Consider the following 22,170-nt stretch of genomic DNA (forward strand, 5'->3'; position numbering starts at 1 on the left):
GGCAGTTCTCCCGTCAGATATCGATCCGGATGATGCGCCGGATCAACAGCACCCCGACGATCTCCAGCACGGCCACGACCGCCAGCACCGCCCATCCCATGGGCGTGCTCCATAGCAAACCCATGATTTCTGGCTCCAGGCGATTCAGCACCGCCAGCAGCAGAATCGGCAGCGCGCCCACGATCCAAGCCTGCAAGCGGCCCTGCGAGGTCAATGCCAGCAGCTTCGCCTGTAATTGCAGCCTGGCGCGCAGAGTGTGGGCGATGCTCTCGAGCGCCTCGGCAAGATTGCCGCCCGTCTGCGCGGCAATGCGCATGGCGGCCACCACCAGCGAGGTCGAATCGGCCGGCATGCGGCCGTGCAGGTTTTCCAGCGCGGCATCCCAGGGCACGCCCATGCGCTGTTCGCGCAGCATCAGCCCGAACTCCTGGGCCAACGGCGCATGGCTTTGCTCGACAACGTGGCGCAGGCCCGTTGCCAGCGCCACGCCCGCGCGCAAGGCCGACGCGAGCATCAACAGGGCCATCGGCAACTGCTGTTCGAAGCGGCGCGCGCGCCTGCGCCGCAGCGCATCGACAAGCCCGCGAGGCACGCGCGCGGCCAGCACCGCGCCTATCGCGGCCGCGACGCCGCTGCCTGTGATGGAAAAGATCAATGCCGCAGCCAGGGCCGCGCACGCCACGGCGCCCACCCAAAGCTGGGCAGGATCGATGAACAGGAACACTTCGCTCAGCCTCAGGCCTGCCTCTTGGGTGTAGACCTCCCGGTAGCGCCGCAATGCGGGCGCAAACCAGGCCTGCGCCCGCCACGCCAGCACGACCGCACAGACCATCGCCCCCCCTGCCGCCAGCCAGATCATGGCAGAGCCTGCGTAAAAGCCGATGCGCCGGCCTCCTGCCCAGCCGCGTCAGAGAACCAGGCGGCGTCAACGCCCGCGCCTCCGTCCGTCCATTCCCGGGCGAAACCAGGCAGTGCCCCGCACCCCGCGAAACCACGGTGGCGGTCATACAGGAACAAGTCCTGCAGCTGTATGCGACCGCTTTCCATGCCGGCGACCTCGGCGATCGACGTCACGACGCGCCGCCCGTCGGCCAGCCTTGCCTGCTGGATGACGATATCCACGCTGGCGGCGATGTGTTCGCGCACGGCCGCCAGCGGCAAGTCCAGGCCGGCCATCAGGATCATCGATTCCAGCCGCCCCAGGGCGTCACGCGGAGAGTTTGCATGCAAGGTCGTCAATGACCCTTCATGGCCGGTATTCATGGCGGTCAGCATGTCGAATGCCTCCGGACCACGGCATTCGCCCACGACGATCCGGTCGGGCCGCATGCGCAACGCGTTGCGCACGAGTTCGCGAATATCGATGCGCCCGCGGCCTTCCTGGTTGGCGGGCCGCGCTTCCAGTGCGACCAGATGGTCGTGGTTCAGGCAAAGCTCCGCCGCGTCTTCAATGGTGACGACGCGCTCGCCATCCGGAATCTCGTTGGACAGGATGTTCAGCAACGTCGTCTTGCCGGAACCCGTCCCGCCGGAAACCACGAGGTTCTTGCGCATTTTCACGCAGAGCGCCAGGAATTGGGCCATGGCGCCGCTCAATGAGCCTGCCGCGATCAGATCGGGCATGCGGGGACGCTGCCGTGGGAACTTGCGTATGGTCAGGCTGGCGCCCTTCATGGCAACGGGCGGAATAATGGCGTGCACACGGGATCCGTCCGAAAGCCGGGCATCCACCATCGGCGAACTCTCGTCGATGCGCCGGCCCAAGGGCGTTACGATGCGCTCGATCGCCCAGCGCACCGACTGCTCGCTGGTGAATGCCGCCTGATGGCGGGACAGCCTGCCGCCGCGTTCCACGTAGATCTCGTCGTAGCGATTGACCATGATCTCGGTAATGTCGTTCGCCGCCAGCAGGGGCTCCAACGGCCCCAGGCCGACCGCTTCGTCCAGCACCTCGCGGCACAGCGCCGCCCGGTCCGCGTCCGGAGGAAGATCCGCATCGGTCGCGACGATATGGGTCAGCAGGCGTTCGGCCTCGGCGCGCAGCATGCCGTCGCTCATGCCTGCCACGTCGCGCCGGCGCAAATCCAGCGCGTCAAGCAGGGCGGCATGCAGGCGCCGGCGCTCCTGCTGCTGATGCTGCGGCACCCAGGCCGGCACCGGCGTGGGCGAAAGATCCGGAACCACATCCGCCTGTACACGTCCGACGGCCGTGCCGTTGGAGGCTGGGCGCGCCTCCTCGGGAACGGACTGTTCCTCCTGCGGCAGCGAGACGCGCAGTTTGCATGGCCCGATCAGGATTTCATCGCCGGGCAGCACGGGAGCATGGCGCACCACCCGGACGCCGTTGACCATCGTGCCCGCCAGCGTGCCGAGGTCTTCCAGAACGATGCCGGCGTCTTCGCGGAGCAGACGGGCATGCTGCCGCCCCACCCGCCAGTTCGCGATGCGCAGTCCGCACTGCGCGGCCCTCCCTATCAATAGCGGCGCTGCGGCCTCCATCCGGCGCACGGCGGCGTCCTCGAAAGTCATTTCTATGACAAGCATGGCCTCATTCCTTGTGCAAGACGCGGGCGTCTTCTGGCGCGGCCCATTGAGAACCCGCGCCCGAATAGGGATCCCAGCCGCTGGCAGCAGGCACTGCCGTCCCCAGCCGGGGCGGCGCGGGAAAGGCCGCGTCCAGCGTGTCGCGGCCCCGCCGCACCCGGTCCGCCATGGCCGGCTCGCCCTGCGAGATGATCTTGGGCGTCACGAATATCGCCAGCTCGGTTTCGCGCAATTGGTAGCGGCGCGACGAGAACAAGGCGCCCAGGATGGGGATATCCTGCAGCCACGGCAGGCCATTGATCTCGCTGACGCGCTCGCGCGACAGGAACCCGCCGATGACCAGCGTGTTGCCGGAGCGGACGTTGAATTCGGTGGATGCGCGGCGCGTCCGCAGCGCGGGGCCGCCGGCCACGCTCAAGGAGGGATCCACCGAGCTGGCCTCCACCTCGATCAAGGAGCGGATGACCCCGTTTCGGTCGATGCGAGGCGTGATCCTGAGCGACACGCCGTACGGCTTGAACAGCGTGGTGGAGTTGCCACGGGAATCAGTCGACGCATAGGGCACTTCTCCCCCCGCCAGGAAGGTTGCGCTTGCGCCGCTGCGCGCAAGCAATTGAGGTTGGGCCAGCATGACGGCTTCACCGCTCTGGGCCAACGCGGCAATGCGGGCCGACAACAGCGCATTGACGCCGAAGTAGCCTGCCGCTGCGGAGGCCTGGCCGGCGGTCTCGATCACGGCTTCGCCAGGACGGTTCAGGCGCCCCAGGGATCCCGCGTCCCACGCCAGCCCCGCATTGATGCCGCCCTGGCTCATGCCGTCCCAGCGCACGCCCATTTCCTTCAGCCTGGACGTAGGAATCTCGACCACCTGCACATCCAGCAGCACCATGCGGTCCCACCCCACCTGCCCCGTGAAATCCAGCACGGCAGGATAGCGCTCGGCCAGCGCTGCTATCCGGGAACGGTCGTCGTCGGAAAGATCGTCGCCTTCGATCAGGATGCGTCCGCCGACTTCTGAACTGCGTGCCCCCGGAATGCGGGCCAGCAGTGCCTGGACCTCGGCCCGCAAGCGCGGTGCCCCGGCCGGGACGACCCGCAGCTCGTAGGCCTTGGCCCGGCCGGCTCCAGTCCAGACATGCATCGACGACACGCCTTCGGCACGGGCGAATACCACGACATCGCGCCCTTCTGCCGCGACCGCTCCAAGCACCTGACCATTGCCGATGGCCACCCGCCGGACGCCGGGATGCGACAGGATCCGCGTTTCTCCGACTTGAAGTTCGAGCATTTCGGCCGCGGCGTGCGCGGAAGCGCCGGCCAGACACACCACCAACCCTGCCAGTGCTGCAAGAATGCGGATCATGGCGTTCCTCCTTGGATGCCCGTGGGGGTTGAACCGGCAGAATCCTGCAGAAGTTCGCCTGCCTGCCCGTCCAGCCGGTCTCCGTAAAGGATGGCGACGCCGGGCGCTGCCTTGGCTTCCGGGTCCAGCCCGATCAACGAGGCAAGATCACTTTGGGCCGCGCGGCCGACCGCCGCTGCGTCGTCGCGATGGCGCAGTAGAGCCGTCAACGCACCGGCCTGGCGCGCCGCCACGAAACGCATGGCCTCATCGGGGCTGGCGGCCAGCGTGATGTTGCCGGCGCCCCTGCCGTCATCCCCCTCGGTCTCTCTGCCCGCAGCCAGCACGCGCATGCCTTGCAGCACGGGCACCGTGAGCTCCCGCTGCCGGTGCGAAAAACTGACGTAGATATCGATGGCGTCCCCGGCGCGGAGCATCTCTCCCAGCCCGCCCAGATCGGCCGCCGCCACGGTCAGCGCCCGCTGCCCGGCCTTCAACCGCGACGCCAGGGACGGAACCGGCGCATTGAATGTCAAGTGGGAGCGAAGCAACGGTTCGCCATTGGCAGCATCGGCCAACAACGTGGCGCCTACAACGGCCGCCACGTCCAGCGGATCGATGCTAGCCCGGGGCGCCCATTGCTCGGGGATCTCGCGCACGGCCAGATGCGCTTCGTCAAGGAGCGTACCCGCGGGCAGGTCATATGCCGCAACCAGGCGGCTTACCTGAGGCACGCGCGCCTTGGCTTCCAGCACCTGGATCCGCTGCTGCACGTGCTCGCGCACCGCCCACGCCGAGACCAGACCCGCGGCCAGGGCCAATGCGTACACGCTGGTCCTGCGCAGCCGCTGGGCGACCAGTACGATCCGGCTTGTCATTGCGCCCACCCGCTGGCCAACAGCCCGCTGCCGGCATCCAGCGGCATCAGCGAAATGCGTAGCCTCGCCTTCCCCCGGGTCCACCATTGCGATCCGCCATCGGCGGCGGGACTCGCCTCCCAGCCATCCTGTTTCAAAGCGGCCTCCAGGCGCGGAGCCACGCGTTCGGGCGGAGAATCGTATTGCCAGATGCGCTCCGTGACCTTCACGCCCTGGTCCAGCACCCCGATATCCAGCCGGAGCCGAGCGCCCGCGGGCAGCCACGACGGCTCGGGCGGACCCGCCGCGGCGTCAAGCCTGATCGTGGAAATACTGCCGACCGTGCGGCGCGGGCCCAGGCCTTCCATCTGCACGACCCACTGCTCATGCCCGACCTGCCCCGACAGGATCGCCTGGCCGGGCAGCACGTTCAGGTCGGCCAGCGCAGGCTGCCGGCCTGAAAGAAAGCGGATCAGTTCCGGAGCGCTATGCGGCGCATCGAACACCAACACTTGAGCCGGCATGCCATGCAGCCACACGCGTTCCCCCAGCAGTTCGTGACGGGTTCCGGCAGGCAGGCGCAGCGCCGCCAACGACACCGGCCCGGAAGCTGCCCGCGCCGATCGGCCCTCGTCGTTGAGGCTTGCCGGGAAGTCCGCCCCCGAGACCGTCGCGGGGCACGCGCCTGCCGCTGCCAGCATGCAGGCCAGCAGCACGCGGGCCGCGCGGGCAGCCGCAAGGCGCCGCTCCGGTACGCTGACGCGGCAGCCGATGAAGAAGAGAGGTGCGGGCCACATAGTCACTTGCTCCAACTTCCGCGCGAACCCAACCGGTCCGCCGGCACGACGTCCGACCAGGCCGACAACCAGTCCAGCGACAGCCTCGGCCGCTGCCAAGGGCGATCCAGACGGTCGACAAGGGAGCTCAGGCGCCGGGCCTGGGCCAACGAGGCGGTTTCCGCCCGGCGCCAGGATTCGGGCGCCTGACCGACACGGCGTTGCGCGTCGGCGTCCCCGTGCGCATGGCCCGCTCCGGTTGCGACGTGCGTATGGCGGGAAATTCTCAGGGAATCCGGCCCGGCTTGGCGGGCCTCCGCCGACAACAGCTGCAAGCCCGCGTCGAACCAAGCGTCCTGCAAGGCGGCCACGCGCTGCGGCGCAACGCCGGCCAATGGCCTCGCGCCGCCCGACACAGTCGGGCCCGCCGCCGCAGCGCCAAGATCTTTTAGAGGCTGCCCCAAGGCGACGGCCATCACGGCCTTGCGGCTGGCCTGCGCCATTTCCAGCGCCGAAAACTGCAACCCGCCGATCCTCGAAATGGCCCATGGCAGCAGCGCCAACAACGGCAGCATCAGCAGCGCTTCGACGACGGCCTGGCCGCGTTGCCGCAATGAGAACCGGTTCATGGCGCCTCCCCTGCCCGCGTGGCCTCCTGCGGCGTAACGGCGGACAGCCGCGCCTGCCAATAGGGCCGAAAAAGCGTTGCAAGCTCACCGCGCCCATCGGACCGGCGCTCCGGGCGGACGAAATAGGTTTCGGCGGCCGAAACCACGGAAACACCGCCAGCCTTACCCAGCGCGGCGTAAGCGAACCGGCCTGAAGATGCGGCGACCGAACTGCCAGCGTCCGTGGTTTTCAAGGCTGCCCCCGGCAACCTGACCGCCACCGCGAAACGGAGAGGTGCGCCATGCCGCGCCAGCGCGATTTCGCGGTACGCGGGCAAGCCCCGGGACGGCCAGCGCTGCGCGCCGGCCATGGCGTAGGAGTTGGCCATGGGATTGGTCGCGCCGCCGAAAATGTCCCAAGACGTGGACTGCTCGACCCAACGCCAGAAGTCTTGCTGCGAAAAATCGAGGGGCGGCTCTTCCACATACTCCAGCCCCTGCGGAGCCTTGCTTTTCTCGCCCTGCGCCGTTCCCCATCCCATCGCATACTCGCGAAAATAGCAGCCGACCCAGCGATTGGAACGCAGCGCATGGTACGACTGGGTATCCAAGGCGCCCCAGCGCCCGTCTGGACCCAGCCAGGTATAGCCGCGGCGGCGCAGCTCATGCCGATGCAACGGGCAGCGGGGAGAGACCATCCAGGTATTGCGGCGAGTGGCGCTGCGGCTGTCCAGGAAGCCATAGCGCCCCGCGGCCTGCTCGACGGCCGGCCACAGGCCCGCCTTGCGTGTGGCCAGGCCCCGCTCGACATACCCTTGCCATCCATCGGACAGCAGGCGCAGCACCGGACCTTGACGCCCCCCGCCACCCGCGACGCCCTGCGAGACCGTTTCAGGAAAATTGGCGGACAGCACCTTGCGCATGATGCGCTCGCGCGACTTGGGGAGTTCGCCGATAGCGGTGGCCGCCGCCGCTTCCAGCACCTGATGGACGATACGGTCGTGCTGGTCGAACGCGGCGGCCAACCCCCGTTCGACATCGGGCACCGCTTGCCCCGCCTGATAGGCAAGCCCCGCATCGGGGCCGAACAGCATGGCGACCAGGCCGGCGGGCGGGTTGCCGCGGCTGCGCTGCGCCTGCATGGTGCGAGCGTACTGGGCGGACGCGGCCAACGTAACCAGGTGCGCCATAGCCACCTGATGCGCGATCTGCGTGCGGTTGACGTAGGCCAGCGTATTGAGCGTGCGAGCCTGTTCGAGTGCGCCGCTATACACGGCGGCGTCTGCGGCATGCGTCAACCGCTCCCGCGATTCCACGGTTTGGCCCAGGTTGTAAAGGACGACCAGAGACACGGTGGCGGCCGTTGCCATCAGCATGCCCAGCACCAGTGCCTGCCCCTGCTGACGACTCGGCGATGCGCAGATGAACCCGATCACTTCGCGTCCGCGGCGTTGCCGGTAAATGACTTGAGCGAACGGGCCTTGGTTTGCGCGGCCGCTTTTTTCGCCGCCTGCTGCGCCGCGCGCGCCTCCGTGCCGCCGTCTTCTCCGGCGAGTTCACGCGCCATGGCGGCTGTCTGCGACCGCACGACCTGGCCGAAATACTGGTAGACCGCGATGGCCGCCACGGCCACCAAAGCCACGACGACGATGTATTCGGTCATGCCTTGACCCAACTGACGTTTCCGAAACCCTGGCATATCCGCCCCCGACACAGTGAAAGAAGGCTTCAGTGTCGATTTCCGGGCCGCGCGCGACAATTCGCGGATACCGAGGCGGACAAAAGTGTCGCCGTCTCATTGCCGGGGACCGGCGTGCTCAGAGGACGGATCTGAAGAACGCCTCGTACGGCGCGGGAAAATCTTGTAACCCTTTAATTTTCCAGGGTTTTCCCTATTGTTCGGCCTACCGCCCAGCAGTAGATTTGAGTTGCCGGGCTGTCTGACACCCATCGCGTGCGAAGCCGGGCAGGAGCGCCTCAGACTCACCATGAGCTGGGGCGCTCTTCCATTTCCGGCCCCATGTTGCTGGCTGCCGCAACGCTTGGCGTGATCGGCTAGCCGGCTGCCTTGCCTGATGCCGCGCGCAGACTTGCCATATCCAGGTGCCGAAAAATCCAGGCCGACAACAGCGTGATCGCCCCCACGCACAGACCGTTCCCGCAATCGCCGCGGGCAGCATCATCAGGCCGGACTGCAAGGGCGTGTAGCCCAGCTGAAGCTGCAGCAGTAGCGGCAGCAAGAAAGGCACTGCGCTGCTGCCGATCCTGCACACCAGATTGCCCGCCAGCCCCACACTGAAATTGGGCTCGCCGAACAGGCGTAGCTGGAACAGCGGATTCTCGCGCCGCCAGGCGTGAAGCACGTAAAGCAGCACCGTCAGCGCACTGGTCCCGAAAAGCGCCGCCGACCACGCCATGCGGGCCTCACCCGCAGGCAGATCCAGCCCCAGCGAAAATGCCACCATGCACAGGGACAGCAGACCGCAGCCCAGCACATCGAACGGCGCCACATCGCTCAAAGCGTCTTCGGGCAGATAGCGCCGGACCGCAAGTAGGCCAGCGATCCCAATGGGCACGTTGAACATGAAAATCCAGTGCCAGCTCGCCGCCTGCTGAAAAAGCAGGCCGCGACGACCCTGAGCAGGGCTTGCTGCGACGGAGGTTTCGGCATGACATGCATCGTACCCCTGCCATGCCGACGGGCCGCTGACAACCGCAAGGCGCGCGCCCCACAGGAAGCCTCACCCCATCCGCATCAACCCATTGTCAATCACCATCAACCCGCGTTCGACGACCCGCGCCCGGAAGGAACCGTCCCGCCAGACTTCCACCGTCAGCGTCTCGCCCGGGAACACCGGGCCCGAAAAACGCAAGGACAGCGAGCGCAGGGAGCCGCCGGCCACGGACAGCAACTGCCGGGACACGGCATGGGCCACCATACCGAAGGTGCACATGCCATGCAGGATGGGTCGGGGAAATCCCGCCGCCCGCGCCACCTCGGGATCGCTGTGCAGGGGGTTGTAGTCGCCGTTCAGCCGGTAGACCAGCGCCTGTTCGGGCCGCGTGCTCACCAACACGCTCCATTGCGGCGCGGACTCCGGCATGGCATGGGCGGGACGCGCCTGCCTGCCGGCATTGGGCATGCCGCCGTCGCCGCGCAATACGTGGGTCGCGGAGGTTCGCGCGATGAGCCGTCCCGACTCCGCTTCCGTCAACGACTTCTCCGAGTACAACAACAGCCCTTTCTCGCCCTTGTCCACGACCTCGACGACACGGGTCTTGCCGATCAGTTCGCCCTCGGGCGGGATCGGGTGGAAGAGTTCCATCCCCTGCTCGCCATGCAGCAGTTTCACCGTATCGGCTCCGATCTCTGGCGCCTTCAGCCAGAATCCCGGATACCCCAGCACCACGGCCATCCACGGTAGCGCCAGCGGGTCGTGCTGCCTGCCCACATACGCCAGGTCGGCCTGATCGAGGGGGTCCTGCCCCAGGCCGACCGACAGCGCGTACAGCATTGTGTCGCGCGCGGTGTAGCGCTGCCGGACTTCAGGCAGCTCGTAATTCAGCAATTGCTCATAGCTCAGGCGCATGGCGCTCCTCCCTGTTGCCCGGAAATCGTTTGCGCGGCGGTCGAAGCGGGATCAGATGGGATCCCAGCTCATCACGTCGGGAGAGCGCTCCAGGGGATAGAAGTGCTTCTGCATCGCGGGGATGGCGATCTCCGCAATGCGCTGAGGCGTCCAGCCTTCGCTGAAGTGCACCGAGCGCAAGGGGCGCGGCTGGCTCATCAGCATGATCTCGTTGGCGCGCACGGCGAATATCTGCCCGCTCACTTCACGCGCTGCGTCGCTGAGCAGGTACACGGCCATCGGCGCGATCTTTCCCGCCTCCATTTTCTTGAGCTTTTCGACGCGGTCCCGCTGCTGTGGCGTGTCGGTGGGAATGGAGCTGGTCATGCGGCTCCAGGCGGACGGCGCGATGCAGTTGGAGCGCACGTTGTACCGGCCCATGTCCAGCGCGATCATCTTGGACAACGCCACGATGCCCAGCTTGGCCGCGCCGTAGTTGGCCTGGCCGTAGTTGCCGATCAGCCCCGAGGTCGATGTCATGTGGACCATCGCCCCGCCCTCCTGCTCGCGGAAATGCGCGGCCGCCGAGCGGCTGACGAAAAACGTGCCGTCGAGGTGGACCGCGATCACCGAGCGCCACTCGTCTTCGCTCATTTTGTGGAACGAACGGTCGCGCAGGTTGCCCGCATTGTTGACCACGCCGTCGATGCGGCCGAATTCATCCATGGCGCATTGAATGATGGCGTTGGCCGATGCGTGCGCCGCGACCGAGTCGAAATTCGCCACCGCCGTGCCGCCCGCCGCGCGGATCTCGGCGACGACGCCGTCGGCCGGCGCCACCGGCGTCTCGTCAGCGGACAGGTTGTCGCCGTTGAGCGCGACGCCGATGTCGTTGACCACCACCTTCGCGCCCTCCGCGGCCAACTGCAGCGCGATTTCGCGGCCAATGCCCCCGCCCGCGCCGGTCACCACCACCACCTTGCCTTCCATCATGCGTTCCATGCTTCTGTCTCCTCGAAGCCGGTCCGCCGGAAACGCCGGCGGACTCGGCGGCAAACGTCGTTGTCCTACTCGGTCGTTACGTTGGCGCGGCGCACCATCTCGGCCCACTTCTTGCTTTCGCTGCTGATGAACGCGGCGAACTCGGCGGGCGAGTCCGGCTGGGGCACGGCCCCCTGGTCCCGGATCTGCTTCTGCATATCGGGCGTCCGGATGATGTCGACCACCTGCTTGTTGATTTCCGCAACGATCGCGTCAGGCGTCTTGGCAGGCGCCCACAGCCCGAACCACGAGACGACCTCGTACCCCGGAACGCCGGCTTCCGCCACGGTCGGCACATCCGGCAGTTGCTCGCTGCGTTGGGCGGAGGTCACCGCCAGGACCTTCAGGCGGCCTGCCTTGATGTGCGGCAGCGCCGACGGCAGGTTGTCGAAGATCATGGATATCTGCCCGCCCAGCAGGTCCGTCACCGCGGGGGTGCTGCCCTTGTACGGCACGTGCACCATGTCGACGCCGGTCATCATCTTGAAGGTCTCGCCCGACATGTGCAGCGTGCTGCCATGGCCGGACGAGCCGAAGGTGAGTTTCCCGGGGTGGCTCTTGCCGTAGGCGATCAGCTCCTTGACGGTGTTGTACGGCGCGTCCTTGGGCACCACCAGGGCGTTGGGCACCATGGCCGTGCGAGTGATCGGCGCAAAGTCCTTGATGGCGTCGTACGGCATGGATTTGTACAGGCTGGGGTTGATCGCATGCGTGCCGATTGTGCCCATCACCAGCGTGTAGCCGTCCGGCGCGGCGCGCGCCACCTGCGCGGTGCCGATATTGCCGCCGGCGCCCGGCTTGTTCTCGACCACGACGGATACGCCCCACCGCTCGCTCAGGCGCTGGCCGATCACGCGCGCCAGGATATCGGTGGTTCCCCCGGCGGAGAACGGGACGCTGATGGTGATCGGCTTGCCGGGATAGCCCTGTGCGCCTTGCGCCTCGGCCGCGTTCGCGGTACCCAGCGCCACCGCCAATCCCAGAATGGCCAAGGCCTTCAGGGATGCCTTTCGCGCCAGGGATGCGGGCGCGTCGCTACGGATTGTTTTGAACATTGTCTCCTCGCTTGTTGTCAGTTTTTTCTGGAGCGGCCCGCTTTAGTCCAGCAATGCGAGCTCCTGCCCCTCTTCCACCTCGTCTCCGACCGCCACCAGAACTTTGGCGATACGGCCGCTTGCTTCGCTCTCGACGGGAATCTCCATTTTCATGGACTCGACCTTGAACGCCTCGTCGCCCGGTCCGACCTGCGCTCCCTCCTCTACGCAACAAGCCACCACGCGGCCCGCCACGTTCGACACAATCTTCTTCATGCTTGCTCCTTTATCGCCTCGGTTGAGATCAATGCCTGCAAGCCGTCCACGGTCATCGCGCCCGCCTGGAACCGCTCGGACCGGAGCACCTGCAGAATCATCGGAATATTGGTCTTGATGCCCTCTACCCGCGTATTGCCCAACGCGTCGATCAGCGCGCGGGTGGCGGCTTCGCGGGTCTCGGCATGCGTGACGATCTTCGCGACCATGGGGTCGTAATGGCTGGAAACCCGGTTGCCCGCGGCATAGCCGGTTTCGATCCGCAGCCCCGGCCGCGCGGCCGGCAGGTCGAACGCCTTCAAGACGCCAGGCGACGGCAGGAAACGCACCGGGTCCTCCGCATACACGCGCGCTTCGATGGCATGCCCCTTCAGGACCGGTTTCTGCCCGATCACCGCCGACAGCGTCTCGCCCGCGGCCAGGCGGATCTGGGCCTGCACGATGTCCACGCCGGTAACCGCCTCGGTAATGGCATGCTCCACCTGCAGGCGGGTATTGACCTCCAGGAAGGAAAAGCCGCTGTCGGGCGTGTAGAGCATCTCCACCGTGCCGATGACGTCATAGCCGATCTCGCCCAGGATCGCCGACAACCGGCTGGCCATGTCCGCCACGGCCTGGCGGTCGATCGCGGGCGCAGGCGCCTCCTCGATCACCTTCTGGTAGCGGCGCTGAGTGGAGCAATCGCGTTCGTACAGGGACAGGACGTTCCCGTACCGGTCCGCCAGAAACTGGAATTCGATGTGCCGCGGCGCCTGGATGAACCGCTCCAGATACAGGGAAGCGTCGCCGAATGCCTTCTCGGCCATGCCGCGGGCGCGCTCCCAGCAAACCGCCAGGGAGCCGGCATCTTCGACCGGAACCATACCGATGCCGCCCCCTCCTCCCGCCGGCTTGATCAGGACCGGAAATCCCAGCGCTTCGGCGGCGCGGCGGACGGCTGCCAAGTTGGCTCCGGGCAGGATGCCCGTGCTGCCGCCCGCAGGCAGCCCATGCCGCTGCATCAGCGACCGCGCCGCGGCCTTGTTGCCCAGCGCGTCGATCCATTGGGAGGAAGGGCCGATGAAGCAGTGTCCGGCCGCTTCGACGCGGCGGGCGAATTGCGCGTTCTCCGATAGGAATCCATAGCCGGGATGCAGCGCATCGGCGCCGCTGCGCGCCATGACGCCGAGCAGCGCATCCTGGTTGAGATAGCTGTCCCGGGCCGGCGCCGGGCCGACGCAGAAGCGCTCGTCGGCCTGCCGCACATAGGGCAGATCGGCGTCGGCCTCGGAATACACCGCGACGGACTGCAGGCCCAGCGCCTTCACGGCGCGCAAGATGCGCGCGGCCGCGGCGCCACGGTTGGCGATCAGTATTTTTTTCATGGACGTCGCCTCAAGGCCGGTATCCCGTGGCCACCTGCCCCGGCTTGCGCAGCGGCGCGGCCAGGTTCGCGAATTCGACCAGGCGCGCGCGGGTCGCCGCCGGATCGATGATGTCCTCGATCACAAAGGCTTCGGCGCTGCGGAACGGAGACGTCAGGCTGCGCACCTTTGCCTCGATCTCCGCCCGCTTGGCCTCGGGATCGTCGGACGCCTCGATTTCCGACCGGTAGGCCACCTCCAGGCCGCCCTCGATGGGCAACGACCCCCACTGGGCCGAGGGCCAGGCATAGCGGAAGTTGAACCGGCTGGAATTCTGGTGGCCGCCGGCGGCCACCCCGAAGGCGCGCCGCATGATGAGGGAGAACCACGGCACCGTCGACTGCGACACCGCCGTCAGGGCGCGCACCCCGGCGCGCATCACGCCGTCCTTTTCCGCTTCCAGGCCGATCTGGAAACCCGCGATATCCACCAGGTTCACCACCGGCAGGTGGAAGGTTTCGGCCAGATCAACCAGGCGGATGAATTTCTCGGCGGTCTGCCGGTCCCAGCCGCCGCCGTAGTGATAAGGATTGCTGGCGGCGAACAGCACGGGCCAGCCATCGATCCTTGCCAGGCCGCCGACGATCGCCTTGCCCCAATGCCGCCCGATCTCGAACACGCTGCCGGGATCGAACAGGGTGTCCAGTATCGGCCGGATCTTGTAGACCTTGCGCGTGTCCTTCGGAATGGCCGTTCTCAGCCATTCCTGCTCCGCGGCGGCCGCCGGGACCTCGCCCCGGGGCGGCACGTCGTACACCGAAGCGGGCAGATACGACAGGAAGCGGCGGGCGGCCAGGAACGCCTCGTCCTCGCTGTCTACCTCATCATCCACCACGCCGTTGCGCGTGTGGATGGCGCTTCCGCCCAGCTCGTTCTTGCTCAGGTGCTGGCCGATCTTGGCCACCACCGGCGGCCCCGCGATGAACAGCTGCGACGTGTCCTTCACCATCACCGAATAATGGCTGCCCGCGACCCGCGCCGCGCCCTGCCCCGCCACCGATCCCAGCGCCAGCGACACCACGGGCACCTGGGTCAGGTTGCGGGCCACGTAGGGCCATATCTTCATTTTGGGCAGCAAGGCATGGCCCATCTTCTCGATGTTCTTGACCGACCCGCCGCCGCCCGTGCCATCGATCAGGCGCACAAGAGGAAGCCGCAGGTCGAACGCCATCTGTTCGGCGAACATCATCTTGTCGCCGACGGCTCCGTCGTTCGCCCCGCCGCGCACCGTGAAGTCGTCGCCCACCACCACGACGCTTTTCCGGTCGAGCGTCGCGCGCCCCATGATCACGTTGGACGGCACCACGTTCGTGAGTTGCCCGTGCTCGTCATACTCGCCGCTGCCGGCCAGTCCGCCCACTTCGAGAAACGACCCGCCATCGACCAGCCGCTCGATGCGCTGGCGGATGTCCAGCTTGCCCGCGTCATGCTGGCGCTTGATCTTCTCCGGACCGCCCATGCGCAGGGAATATTCCTTGCGGCGTTCCAGCTCTTCCAACTCGTGAGTCCAACTCATTACCGCCTCCAATAGCGGCGCCCGCCTGCCGGCTCAAGGCGCCAATTCGATCCACGCATCGTCCAGGGTCAAGGCCACGGCGGTTCGCGCCTGCAGCGTGGCGAAATCCAGCCCCCCTGCCATCGCCCGCACGCGCAGCCCGTCCGGCGTCACGTCGATGACGGCGAGGTCGCTGTAGATGCGGTCGACCACGCCCTTGCCGGTGAGCGGATAGGTGCATTCGGGCACGATCTTCGGCCGGCCGTCCCGGTCCATGTGCTGCATCATCACGAAGATGCGCTTGGCCCCCGCCACCAGGTCCATGGCGCCGCCCACGGCCGGGATCGAGTCCTCGCTTCCGGTATCCCAGTTGGCCAGGTCTCCCTCGGCCGAGACCTGGAATGCGCCCAGCACCGTCAGGTCGATATGGCCGCCGCGCATCATGGCGAAGGACACGACGTGGTCGGTGATGGATGCCCCGGTGTCCAGCGCGACCGGGTCCTTGCTGGCATTGAGCAGGTCGCCGTCGACCGCCTGGCCCGGCGCCAGGCCTTTCATGCCCAGGATGCCGTTCTCGCTGTGCAGGACGATGCCGCGCTCGGGCGACAGGTAATCGGCTACCAGGGTCGGCATGCCGATGCCCAGGTTGACGTAGGAAGCGGGCGCGATGTCGCCGGCGACGATCTGCGCCATGCGTTCGCGCGATAAGGGTTCAATTGGCATGGCGGCACTCGACGATGCGTTGCACGAATATTCCCGGCGTCATTACATGCTCCGGCGCCAGGTCTCCCAAGGGCATGATCTCGTCGACCTGGGCGACAGCCAGCCGGGCGGCCATGCACATCACCGGCCCGAAATTGCGGCTGGCGTAGCGGTAGGTCAGGTTGCCGGCGCGATCGCCGTACTGGGCCTTTACGAACGCCACGTCGCCCGGCAGCGGTGTTTCCAGCACGTAGCCGCGCCCATCGATGCTGCGAGTTTCCTTCCCCTCCGCCAGGCGGGTGCCATAGGCCGTAGGCGTGAAAAAGGGGCCGATGCCCGCGCCGGCGGCACGCAGCCGTTCGGCCAGCGTGCCCTGCGGCACGACCTCCAGCTCGATACGGCCGGCGGCATACCATTCCCCGAACGCGGCCGCGTTCGGCTTCTTCGGATTCGACGAACGCGCGAAAGAGCAGATCACCTTCCGCACGCGTCCGGCCCGGATCAGCTGGCTCAGGCCCTGCTCGCCATTGCCCGCGTTGTTGTTGACGATGGTCAGCTCGCGGGCGCCCGTCTCCAGCAGCGCCTGCAGCAGTTCCGTCGGCACGCCCGACGCCCCGAAGCCGCCGATCAGCAGCGTCGCGCCGTCCGCCACTCCGGCGACCGCGGCCTCCAGGGAAGGTACGATTTTGTTCAGCATGGATATTCCCAAGTCGATGGACCCGGCGGCGCCTACAGCGCCTGCCCCGTACCGAGGATCGCGGTGGACTGGCTGGACAAGGTGCCGCCGTTGCCGTGCACCAGCGCCAGGTTCGGCTCCTTCAGCTGGCGCGCGCCGCACTCGCCGCGCAACTGCCGCACCGCCTCCACCATGAGAAACACGCCGTACATGCCAGGGTGCACGCAAGACAGGCCGCCGCCGTTGGTATTGACCGCCAGGCGCCCGCCAGGCGCGATCGCGCCGTCGTCGACGAAGGCTCCGCCCTCGCCTTTCCCGCAAAAGCCCAGGTCCTCGAGGAACAGGATCGTGTTGATGGTGAAAGCGTCGTACAGCATGGCCAGGTCCATATCCTTCGCGCTCACCCCGGCCATCTCGTAGCAGCGCTTGCCCGACTCCAGGGCCGCCGTCACCGTCAGGTCGTGCATGGACGACACCTGGCGGTTCCACACGGCGGTGGCGTTGCCCAGCACGTAGACGGGCGGCTTGGCGCAGTCCCGCGCCCGGTCCGACCGCGTCATGACGAATGCACCGGCGCCGTCGCTCACCATGCAGCAGTCGCGCACCGTAAAGGGTTCGCACACCGAGCGGGCGCTGGCCACGTCATCCAGCGACAAGGGATCCCTCATGGTGGCTTCGGGGTTCAATTGCGCCCATTTGCGCGCCGCCACCGCCACCTCCGACAACTGCTTGCGCGTCGTGCCGTACTGATGCATGTGGCGGCTTGCCGCCAACGCGTAGGCAGCCACCGGCATGGGCGGGTCGTAGGGGGTCTCGTAGGGCTGGGGATCCAGGAATTTCCGGACCCGGGTCAGGTCGGCGCGGTTGAACTTGGCCGTGCGCTGCGTGCTGCCGTAGCACACCAGGACGGCATTGCATTGCCCGGAGGCCAGCGCGTGCATAGCCGGCAGCAGGTGCGCCACATAACTGGACCCGCCTATCATGGTGCTGTCCAGGAACGTGGGCCGGATGCCGAGATACTCGGCAACCGACATCCCCCACATGGTCGACAGGGAGCTGCAGGTGGTGATCCCGTCGATGTCCTTGAGGCTCAGGCCGGCATCGGCAATGGCTGTCATTGCCGCCTGCGCAAGCACCTCCTGCTCGGTGTAGCCCGCGGCCTGCCCCAGCCCGGCCTGCCCCACCCCGACGATAGCCGCGCGGCCCCGCAAATCGTGCAGGTTCATGCCGTTTCCTCCGAGGGTTCGAACACGATTTGCGCGGCATCGCCCAGGGCGGCGATGCGGGCCGCCACGCGCATCCCGATCCGCACGCGCTCGGGCGCGATCGTCCTGACCTGGCTCATCATCCGCACGCCTTCCTGCAGATCGACGAGGCATACGTTGTAGTCGCCGCCCTGCTCCGGTTTGCGATACACGGTGGTGGTGGCATAGACCACGCCCTTGCCGGACGGCGCGAACCATTCCAATGCCGTGCCGCCGCAATGCGGGCACATCCAGCGCGGATAGAAAATCGCCTGGCCGCAACCGGCACAGCGTTGAATCTCGAACCGGCCCGCCGCCAGGCCGTCTAGATAGATCTGCTCGGGTCCTGCCCCGGCCCGTGCACTGCTCTGGATCTCCACCCTCGTCTCCTGTTATGTCCAGCATTGCGGGCCAGTGTAGGGAGGTGGATTCCAGAGATAAACGGATCCTAGGGCAAATCACCTTTAACTTTCTGCGAAGGAATCGCTAAGATGGCGTGGATTCCCACGCCCGGCCGCCATGTACATCCTGATCGAGCATCTCAAGCACGTCCTCAATTTCGTGCGTGTCGCGGACAGCGGCAGCTTCACCGCCGCCGCGCACCGGCTCGGCGTGTCGCCGGCCGCCGTCAGCAAAAGCGTTTCCCTGCTGGAGGGCAAGCTGGGCGTGAAGCTGCTGAACCGCACCACGCGCAGCCTGTCGTTGACCGACGACGGAGAGCTGCTGCTGCAGCGTTGCCGTCTCATCCTGCTGGAGGTAGAGGCCACGGAAGCGGAAGTAACGGGCGCCAGCCTGACGCCCCGCGGCAAGCTGCGCGTGCATGCGCCCGTCGGCATGGGAAGAAAAGTCATCATGCCCGCCCTGCTGTCGCTGACGGCACGCTACCCCGGCCTATCGATCAATTCCGATTTCAGCGACCGCGTTCCCAACCTGGCCGAAGAAGGGCTCGACGCCACCATCCGGATCGGCGTCACCGCCGACTCGCGGGTCATCGCCAAGACGCTCTCGCGGCTGCGCTACGTCACGTGCGCCAGCCCTGCCTACCTGAATGCGCACGGCACGCCGGCCACGCCGGCCGACCTGGAACGGCACAACTGCCTGGCCTACGTCCAGTGGCAGACCGGCCGCTACCACGAATGGGACTTCCAGAAAGGAGAAGAGCGCTACACGATCACGCCCGGCGGCAACCTGAACGTCAACCACCCGGAGGCGATCCTGGACGCCGTGGTAGCCGGAGCCGGCATCGCGCGTATGGCGAGTTTCATCGCGGAGTCGGCCGTCATGGACGGACGCCTCAAACTCGTCCTGACCGACTGGATCGCGCCCGGCACGCCGGTGCAGCTGGTTTACCTACCCAACCGGCACCTATCGCCGCGCATCCGCGCGTTCGTCGATGCAATGACCGAAGCCCTGCCCCCCAAATTGCCCTGGGAAACGGCCATGGGCCTGTAGAAACGGTTGGGGCGCCTCGAAAGGCGCCCCGGTTTGTCATCCCCGCGCGGCCCGGTTACAGAAGCAGCGGCGAGATTTTGCTGCCATCGACCGACACGCCAGCCATCAGACCGCCATTGTTCAGGACGAAGCCGACGATGGGCTGCTGGGCAGTATTCGTGTCGATGCTGCCGTTGACGCCGACGTTGGCCACGGCGACCGTCGCGTCCGCGCCTACCGTCCAGCCGCTGCTGTTGCGGAACTGGGCCAGGGCGCCGTCCGTCATGAACAGGAGCACCATGGCCTTGGACTGGGCGCCTGCCTGCAGCCCGATGGAGCCTCCGGTGACGCTGTAGTAGCCGCTGTCCGCGCCTTCCACGCGCAATACGCCCGTTCCGTGCTGGGCCCCCACGATGAAGCTTGCGCTCAGCACGGCGGGAAACACCAGCACGCCGCGCGCGCGCTCCACCAATTGCTTGGCCTGGGGCGAGGACTCGTAGAGCTTGGATAAGGTGGCGTTCGCGGCGGCGTCCAGCTCCTGCCTTTTCTCGGCGGCCGTGGCCGTCGACTGAGAGGTGGTTGTCGTGCAGCCCGCGAAAAGCAGGCTGGCCACGCTGAGCATTGCTGCGGCCACGCCGGCCCGGCGCAACTTCGGAAACGTATCAAGCATCTAGCGCTCCTTTCTTTTTATCGATCCTGACTGCCCGGAACAGCCCGGGCGGGCGTTGCAATCCTACCCTGTTTTGGGCTCGATGCCTTGGCCGCGGCTTCGTCACGTCCGTGGCACACAGCAGTTGGCGATGCGCGCTAGGAAGACTGCCAGACAAGAAAGCCCGCGAGAGCTTTCGTTTGCACTCGGCGCCCGAGCACCGGACAACGCGCATTGCGCACCGCAAGAACACGGTCGATCCGCCGGATCGCCTGGCTGCGCCTTGTCACGGCCGCGTCACTGGCGCGGTCTATAAAACAGGCCCTCGTGTCCAATCAGGATGTTTTTGCAATGTCGAAGTTTGATGAAGCCAAGGGCCAGCAGGCTGTTACCCCGAGCGTTCCCACGCGCCGCACTTTCTTGCGTGGCGGCTTGGCCGCAGCCCTGATCCCTGGCGCTGGCCTGCTGACCGCTTGCGGCGGCGGAGACGATGATGATGACGGCGATGATGCCCCTGTCACGGGTGAAACGCCCCAGCCGGGCCCCATCGAAGATTCCAGCAAAGGTTCCCGCTTTGCCCTGGCCGTCCTGCCGGATACGCAGTTCTACGCCCGCTACGCCACCGTGGCTGAGAACAGCCAATACAGCCGCAAGTTCGGTAGCGAGCCGTTCATGGCGCAAACATACTGGATCGCTGCCAATGCCGCGGCATTGAACATCCCGTTCGTGACGCATCTCGGCGACGTAGTAGACCAGGCGAGCAAGCCGGATCAATGGAAGGTGGCCGATCAGGCCATGCGGGTGCTGGAAACCGCCAAGGTCCCCTACTCGGTCCTGGCCGGCAATCACGACGTGCTTCAATCGCTGGAGTATGTTGATGCCTCCAGCCAATCCAGCGGCACCGATGCGCAGCGCAACCTGGGCAACGAGCCCTATCTGCAATGGTTCAACACCGCGCGCGCCAAACGCATGTCGACTTTTGGCGGCCGCGATACCACCGGCTTCCATGAATACCATGTCTTCGAAGCCGAAGGGCAGAAGTTCATGGTCCTGTCCCTATCCTGGCGCATCTCGGATGATGGCATTGCGTGGGCGCGGCGCATCATCGGCGAGAATCCGGGCCTGCCTGTCATTCTCGTCAATCACCAGCTTCTCAATATCGACCGGGATGGCGTCAGCCCGCTGGACACCGAATACGGCAACATGCTGTGGGAGCGCCTGATCCGGGACAACGACCAGATTTTCATGACACTCAATGGCCATCACCATGGCGCCGCGCACAGAACGCGCACCAATGACTTCGGCAACAAGGTCGAGCTGATGGTCGTCGATTACCAAATGGCCTACCAGGGCGGAAACGGCCTGATGCGCTTGTACGAGTTCGACCTCACCCACAACAAGATCCATGTCTTGTCGTTCTCGCCCTGGGTCGTGCAGAAGCCGCGCGACACGTTGACGCAGTTCGACCAGGCCGTGCTGAAGACCGGGAACGAACAGTTCTCCATCGACATGGATTTTGCCTCCCGCTTTTCGGGATTCAACAAGACGTTCGGGCCGAGCTCCGAGCTGCGGGCCTCGCTCGTAGACGCCGCCAGCGCGATGATTCTCGCCGGCTACACCGAACCCGATGTCGCGGCTTCGCGCGCGCCGGTGGATACCGAAGACTATCCGAAGGTGGGCAGCACCGTCGCGCACTGGCGTTTCGTCGGCGGCGCGGCCGGACAAACCGTTGCCGCGGGCCAGGTGATTGAAGATCGCGCCGGCCTGAATCCGCTGCGCCGCGCCGCGCTGAATTCCGAGGCCGGCGTGCAGGCGGCGCAGCTGGACGATCTGCTCTGGACCAGCGACAAGCACTACCTGTCGGCCGCCCCGGGCTCCGTGCGCTTTGCCAACACGGACAAGAATGCCAAGCGCCTCAGCTACTTCCTGACCGAAGCATCGGCGCCGCTCAACGCTATGGATTTCGCGGGCACGGGCTATACCGTGGAAGCGTTCGTGAAGATCGACAAGGACTGGAGCTCCAGCCTGCATGCGTGGATGAATATCATGACCCGCGATGGCCGGCGCGACACGATCCCGGGCTTCTCCGGCGGCGACGGCGAATCGCCTCCCCTGTTGTTCGCGGTATCCAGCCTGCGCGAAATCCAGTGGGAAGTGGTCACCCCGCAAGCCGGAACCCGTTCTCCCCAAGCCAGCTGGTCCGGAGAGATCATGGCCGACAGCTGGGTGCACATCGCGCTCGTCGCCGATCCGGCGGCGCAGGAAAGCATTATGTACATCGAAGGCGCTCCCGTCCTGCGCAATTCGGGCAATGCCTCGGGCCTGGCCTCAGTGTCGGCCGCCATGCCCTGGGTGGTCGGCGCGGGCTCCTGGGACGGCGAGCGCGCCGACGGGTTCTTGGGCAACATCGGTGAAATCCGGATCGCGAGCGAACCGCTGCCGTCCAGCCAATGGCTGACCGCCCGGCGTAGTTAGCGCGCATCCCCCCACGGGCAACGGCCGCCATCGCCGGCGGCCGTTGTG

At 66.6% G+C, this 22,170-nt stretch carries 21 protein-coding genes and 1 pseudogene; 2 read left to right on the plus strand and 20 right to left on the minus strand.

What is annotated here, in order from left to right:
- Positions 1 to 13 precede the first annotated feature (13 nt).
- The 19 genes and pseudogenes from AGI3411_RS17700 to AGI3411_RS17790 all read right to left on the minus strand — a co-directional run bounded on the left by AGI3411_RS17700 (position 14) and on the right by AGI3411_RS17790 (position 17,947).
- On the minus strand, positions 14 to 859 hold the full coding sequence (locus AGI3411_RS17700) for a type II secretion system F family protein (RefSeq protein ID WP_129528671.1): 846 nt from the start codon (positions 857 to 859) through the stop codon (positions 14 to 16).
- A complete protein-coding gene (locus tag AGI3411_RS17705; protein WP_129528672.1) occupies positions 856 to 2,544 on the minus strand; it encodes a TadA family conjugal transfer-associated ATPase in 1,689 nt (562 codons plus the stop codon). Before AGI3411_RS17705 ends, AGI3411_RS17700 begins: the two co-directional genes overlap by 4 nt.
- A 4-nt stretch (positions 2,545 to 2,548) precedes the next feature.
- Positions 2,549 to 3,907 carry a type II and III secretion system protein family protein gene (locus tag AGI3411_RS17710; RefSeq protein ID WP_129528673.1) on the minus strand — a complete coding sequence of 453 codons (1,359 nt, stop codon included), beginning with the start codon at positions 3,905 to 3,907 and terminating at the stop codon, positions 2,549 to 2,551.
- Positions 3,904 to 4,764: a Flp pilus assembly protein CpaB gene (cpaB, locus tag AGI3411_RS17715; protein ID WP_129528674.1), complete on the minus strand. Its 861-nt coding sequence runs from the start codon at positions 4,762 to 4,764 to the stop codon at positions 3,904 to 3,906. Before cpaB ends, AGI3411_RS17710 begins: the two co-directional genes overlap by 4 nt.
- Complete coding sequence (locus tag AGI3411_RS17720; protein WP_129528675.1) at positions 4,761 to 5,540, minus strand: hypothetical protein; 780 nt, start codon at positions 5,538 to 5,540, stop codon at positions 4,761 to 4,763. Before AGI3411_RS17720 ends, cpaB begins: the two co-directional genes overlap by 4 nt.
- 2 nt (positions 5,541 to 5,542) lie before the next feature.
- Entirely contained in the window at positions 5,543 to 6,148 is a 606-nt protein-coding gene (locus tag AGI3411_RS17725; protein WP_129528676.1) for a pilus assembly protein, read from the minus strand.
- Positions 6,145 to 7,563, minus strand: a complete 1,419-nt coding sequence (locus AGI3411_RS17730) for a pilus assembly protein TadG-related protein (RefSeq protein WP_129528677.1) — start codon at positions 7,561 to 7,563, stop codon at positions 6,145 to 6,147. Before AGI3411_RS17730 ends, AGI3411_RS17725 begins: the two co-directional genes overlap by 4 nt.
- A complete protein-coding gene (locus AGI3411_RS17735; RefSeq protein WP_129528770.1) occupies positions 7,560 to 7,826 on the minus strand; it encodes a hypothetical protein in 267 nt (88 codons plus the stop codon). The genes AGI3411_RS17730 and AGI3411_RS17735 overlap by 4 nt, the downstream gene beginning before the upstream one ends.
- 451 nt (positions 7,827 to 8,277) lie before the next feature.
- A pseudogene (locus tag AGI3411_RS17740) lies at positions 8,278 to 8,850 on the minus strand (MFS transporter); the annotation flags it as partial.
- Positions 8,851 to 8,868: 18 nt separating this feature from the next.
- Positions 8,869 to 9,717, minus strand: a complete 849-nt coding sequence (locus AGI3411_RS17745) for a MaoC/PaaZ C-terminal domain-containing protein (protein WP_129528678.1) — start codon at positions 9,715 to 9,717, stop codon at positions 8,869 to 8,871.
- Between the two features lie 51 nt (positions 9,718 to 9,768).
- On the minus strand, positions 9,769 to 10,698 hold the full coding sequence (locus AGI3411_RS17750) for an SDR family oxidoreductase (protein ID WP_129528679.1): 930 nt from the start codon (positions 10,696 to 10,698) through the stop codon (positions 9,769 to 9,771).
- Positions 10,699 to 10,763: 65 nt separating this feature from the next.
- Positions 10,764 to 11,792 (minus strand): Bug family tripartite tricarboxylate transporter substrate binding protein, encoded by a 1,029-nt coding sequence (locus AGI3411_RS17755; RefSeq protein WP_129528680.1) that lies wholly within the window; start codon positions 11,790 to 11,792, stop codon positions 10,764 to 10,766.
- Between the two features lie 42 nt (positions 11,793 to 11,834).
- Positions 11,835 to 12,047, minus strand: coding sequence for an acyl-CoA carboxylase biotin carboxyl carrier protein subunit (locus AGI3411_RS17760; protein ID WP_129528681.1), 213 nt, complete (start codon positions 12,045 to 12,047; stop codon positions 11,835 to 11,837).
- Entirely contained in the window at positions 12,044 to 13,411 is a 1,368-nt protein-coding gene (locus tag AGI3411_RS17765) for an acetyl-CoA carboxylase biotin carboxylase subunit (RefSeq protein WP_129528682.1), read from the minus strand. Before AGI3411_RS17765 ends, AGI3411_RS17760 begins: the two co-directional genes overlap by 4 nt.
- A gap of 10 nt (positions 13,412 to 13,421) precedes the next feature.
- Positions 13,422 to 14,966, minus strand: a complete 1,545-nt coding sequence (locus AGI3411_RS17770; RefSeq protein ID WP_129528683.1) for an acyl-CoA carboxylase subunit beta — start codon at positions 14,964 to 14,966, stop codon at positions 13,422 to 13,424.
- A 33-nt stretch (positions 14,967 to 14,999) separates the two neighbouring features.
- Positions 15,000 to 15,668: a 3-oxoacid CoA-transferase subunit B gene (locus AGI3411_RS17775; protein WP_129528684.1), complete on the minus strand. Its 669-nt coding sequence runs from the start codon at positions 15,666 to 15,668 to the stop codon at positions 15,000 to 15,002.
- Positions 15,658 to 16,344, minus strand: coding sequence for a 3-oxoacid CoA-transferase subunit A (locus tag AGI3411_RS17780; protein WP_129528685.1), 687 nt, complete (start codon positions 16,342 to 16,344; stop codon positions 15,658 to 15,660). The genes AGI3411_RS17775 and AGI3411_RS17780 overlap by 11 nt, the downstream gene beginning before the upstream one ends.
- A gap of 32 nt (positions 16,345 to 16,376) precedes the next feature.
- Positions 16,377 to 17,549 (minus strand): thiolase, encoded by a 1,173-nt coding sequence (locus AGI3411_RS17785; protein WP_129528686.1) that lies wholly within the window; start codon positions 17,547 to 17,549, stop codon positions 16,377 to 16,379.
- On the minus strand, positions 17,546 to 17,947 hold the full coding sequence (locus AGI3411_RS17790) for a Zn-ribbon domain-containing OB-fold protein (RefSeq protein WP_129528687.1): 402 nt from the start codon (positions 17,945 to 17,947) through the stop codon (positions 17,546 to 17,548). Before AGI3411_RS17790 ends, AGI3411_RS17785 begins: the two co-directional genes overlap by 4 nt.
- A 139-nt stretch (positions 17,948 to 18,086) precedes the next feature.
- Between AGI3411_RS17790 and AGI3411_RS17795 the strand changes: the two genes are divergently transcribed.
- A complete protein-coding gene (locus AGI3411_RS17795; protein ID WP_129528688.1) occupies positions 18,087 to 19,019 on the plus strand; it encodes a LysR family transcriptional regulator in 933 nt (310 codons plus the stop codon).
- Positions 19,020 to 19,074: 55 nt separating this feature from the next.
- Here AGI3411_RS17795 and AGI3411_RS17800 read toward each other — a convergent pair whose 3' ends face one another.
- Positions 19,075 to 19,668, minus strand: coding sequence for a BPSL1445 family SYLF domain-containing lipoprotein (locus tag AGI3411_RS17800; RefSeq protein ID WP_129528689.1), 594 nt, complete (start codon positions 19,666 to 19,668; stop codon positions 19,075 to 19,077).
- Between the two features lie 330 nt (positions 19,669 to 19,998).
- Between AGI3411_RS17800 and AGI3411_RS17805 the strand changes: the two genes are divergently transcribed.
- On the plus strand, positions 19,999 to 22,122 hold the full coding sequence (locus AGI3411_RS17805; RefSeq protein WP_129528690.1) for a LamG-like jellyroll fold domain-containing protein: 2,124 nt from the start codon (positions 19,999 to 20,001) through the stop codon (positions 22,120 to 22,122).
- Positions 22,123 to 22,170 lie beyond the last annotated feature (48 nt).

Source organism: Achromobacter agilis (assembly GCF_900496965.1).
Classification (GTDB): domain Bacteria; phylum Pseudomonadota; class Gammaproteobacteria; order Burkholderiales; family Burkholderiaceae_B; genus Achromobacter; species Achromobacter agilis.

Coding starts and splice junctions, on each gene's coding strand:
- AGI3411_RS17795 (WP_129528688.1), top strand. CDS start 18,087: ATGTACATCCTGATCGAGCATCTCAAGCACGTCCTCAATTTCGTGCGT.
- AGI3411_RS17770 (WP_129528683.1), bottom strand. CDS start 14,966: ATGAGTTGGACTCACGAGTTGGAAGAGCTGGAACGCCGCAAGGAATAT.
- AGI3411_RS17750 (WP_129528679.1), bottom strand. CDS start 10,698: ATGGAACGCATGATGGAAGGCAAGGTGGTGGTGGTGACCGGCGCGGGC.
- cpaB (WP_129528674.1), bottom strand. CDS start 4,764: ATGACAAGCCGGATCGTACTGGTCGCCCAGCGGCTGCGCAGGACCAGC.
- AGI3411_RS17785 (WP_129528686.1), bottom strand. CDS start 17,549: ATGAACCTGCACGATTTGCGGGGCCGCGCGGCTATCGTCGGGGTGGGG.
- AGI3411_RS17720 (WP_129528675.1), bottom strand. CDS start 5,540: ATGTGGCCCGCACCTCTCTTCTTCATCGGCTGCCGCGTCAGCGTACCG.
- AGI3411_RS17705 (WP_129528672.1), bottom strand. CDS start 2,544: ATGCTTGTCATAGAAATGACTTTCGAGGACGCCGCCGTGCGCCGGATG.
- AGI3411_RS17755 (WP_129528680.1), bottom strand. CDS start 11,792: ATGTTCAAAACAATCCGTAGCGACGCGCCCGCATCCCTGGCGCGAAAG.
- AGI3411_RS17765 (WP_129528682.1), bottom strand. CDS start 13,411: ATGAAAAAAATACTGATCGCCAACCGTGGCGCCGCGGCCGCGCGCATC.
- AGI3411_RS17775 (WP_129528684.1), bottom strand. CDS start 15,668: ATGCCAATTGAACCCTTATCGCGCGAACGCATGGCGCAGATCGTCGCC.
- AGI3411_RS17800 (WP_129528689.1), bottom strand. CDS start 19,668: ATGCTTGATACGTTTCCGAAGTTGCGCCGGGCCGGCGTGGCCGCAGCA.
- AGI3411_RS17760 (WP_129528681.1), bottom strand. CDS start 12,047: ATGAAGAAGATTGTGTCGAACGTGGCGGGCCGCGTGGTGGCTTGTTGC.
- AGI3411_RS17805 (WP_129528690.1), top strand. CDS start 19,999: ATGTCGAAGTTTGATGAAGCCAAGGGCCAGCAGGCTGTTACCCCGAGC.
- AGI3411_RS17725 (WP_129528676.1), bottom strand. CDS start 6,148: ATGAACCGGTTCTCATTGCGGCAACGCGGCCAGGCCGTCGTCGAAGCG.
- AGI3411_RS17735 (WP_129528770.1), bottom strand. CDS start 7,826: ATGCCAGGGTTTCGGAAACGTCAGTTGGGTCAAGGCATGACCGAATAC.
- AGI3411_RS17745 (WP_129528678.1), bottom strand. CDS start 9,717: ATGCGCCTGAGCTATGAGCAATTGCTGAATTACGAGCTGCCTGAAGTC.
- AGI3411_RS17780 (WP_129528685.1), bottom strand. CDS start 16,344: ATGCTGAACAAAATCGTACCTTCCCTGGAGGCCGCGGTCGCCGGAGTG.
- AGI3411_RS17700 (WP_129528671.1), bottom strand. CDS start 859: ATGATCTGGCTGGCGGCAGGGGGGGCGATGGTCTGTGCGGTCGTGCTG.
- AGI3411_RS17710 (WP_129528673.1), bottom strand. CDS start 3,907: ATGATCCGCATTCTTGCAGCACTGGCAGGGTTGGTGGTGTGTCTGGCC.